Source organism: Escherichia sp. MOD1-EC6021, assembly GCF_002965245.1.
GTDB classification, from domain to species: Bacteria; Pseudomonadota; Gammaproteobacteria; order Enterobacterales; family Enterobacteriaceae; genus Escherichia; species Escherichia coli_F.
The window spans coordinates 1-1,472 of record NZ_PTRU01000089.1 but is presented as its reverse complement, the minus strand read 5'-3'; the positions used below and the strand labels follow the sequence as shown (position 1 = coordinate 1,472).

General features: G+C 56.7%; 2 protein-coding genes. Both read right to left on the bottom strand.

The window, feature by feature from the left end; translation table 11 throughout:
- A partial coding sequence (locus BEB54_RS27995; RefSeq protein ID WP_236943388.1) for a DUF6531 domain-containing protein occupies positions 1-710 on the bottom strand: 710 nt, incomplete at its 3' end.
- A gap of 75 nt (positions 711-785) precedes the next feature.
- A partial coding sequence (locus BEB54_RS27990) for a bacteriophage T4 gp5 trimerisation domain-containing protein (protein WP_077502255.1) occupies positions 786-1,472 on the bottom strand: 687 nt, incomplete at its 5' end.

Here is a 1,472-nt window from a genome sequence, read left to right as displayed (position 1 = left end):
ACCGCACCCGCCACGTCACCCTCTGCCACCCGGTGGAAAGTCATCGTCCGACCAAAGCCATCCACCACGCCCGTCAGCACCCGGTATGCGGGTGGCTCCGGCGGCAGCACCTCGTCCACTTCCGGCACCCGCTCCGGCCAACCGAGCACCAGCCACTGCCCGGTTGTGCTGACAGCCATCATATAGGTGTGTGGACTCAGGCGGACCGCTTCCGGCAGCGCCCGCCAGAACCGCGCAAGCGGGTGTCCTTTATGCTGTTTCAGCACCCCGCCCCGCGCCAGCCAGAACGACTCGCTGCGGCTGTAGCTTATCTCGCCAGGAAACAGAGGTTCAAAGTGGATGCTCCGGCCACCGCTGTCGTTAAGTATCAGTTCACGCTCACAAATCTGTAAGCGGATGTCGGAGGGGGCTTTCCAGCCGGGGCCGAATATCCCCACCGGGGCTGGCGTCTTCGTCCGGTAACTGCTGTAGGCGCGGAAAAGGATGAACGGCAACGGGCCGGATAGTGCCAGGTCGGTTTCAGCAGGCAGTACCTTCGCTCCCAGCAGCGGGTTTACCGGATTGCCATATTTCGGCGTGGCTTCCCCTGTGGGACACACCGAGCAGGCAACCCCCGTCGGCGCACCTATCAGCACCCCTGCTGAACCCTGCACAATATCCAGTCCCTTGCGGGTCATGTCACCCTGCCGCGCCGCCGGTTTTCCGCCCATGAATCAATTCCTTCTGCTTTTAATATGGTTCATCTGGCCACTGCACCAGTTCCGTTTTAATTTTTTGCACCTGACTCAAAATTGCCGCATATCCGGCATTCCGGGGGGTAAATCTTTCGGCACAGGCGCATCCGGCACAGGTTGTGTGGCACCACAGTTCCAGTTAATCACCGGCGCATCACCGTTCACATCCGACTCCCCTTCCAGATGAATGTGCGTACCATTAAGAAATATGCTTCCGTCCTTCGTCAGCACCAGCCTTGCCTTACCACAGCAGAGTTCAAGATGCTCACCGGCAGAATAAACTGCTGTTTGTCCGGTGTTTTCCTTCATCGTCTTGCCCACCGAGAAGGTGACGTTATTCCCTACATTGACGCTGTAGCCCATTCCCACCATCAGTGATTTATGCAGCCCTACCTGTGAGGACTGCAACAACGCCACCGAGGTATTCATAATGCCGCCTACCGTCGTCTGGTAAGCCACGCCCACCGTCAGCGCACGAATGATCCCCACCTTTTCAACCTGGTTTGATCCCACTTTGATAATCTGGTTACTGCCCACCGTTTCCACTTGGTTGACACCAACCGTCTGTATCTGATTAACGCCAATGTTCTGGATCTGGTTATTGGTAACGGTGATCGCCTGGTTGTTACCTATTTTTTCGGCATGGTTGTTTATCACATCAGTGGTGCGGTTATTCAGCACCTCGGTGTTCATGTTCTTCTGCGCGTGGATGTAGACCTGTTCTTTCCCTGTCGCATC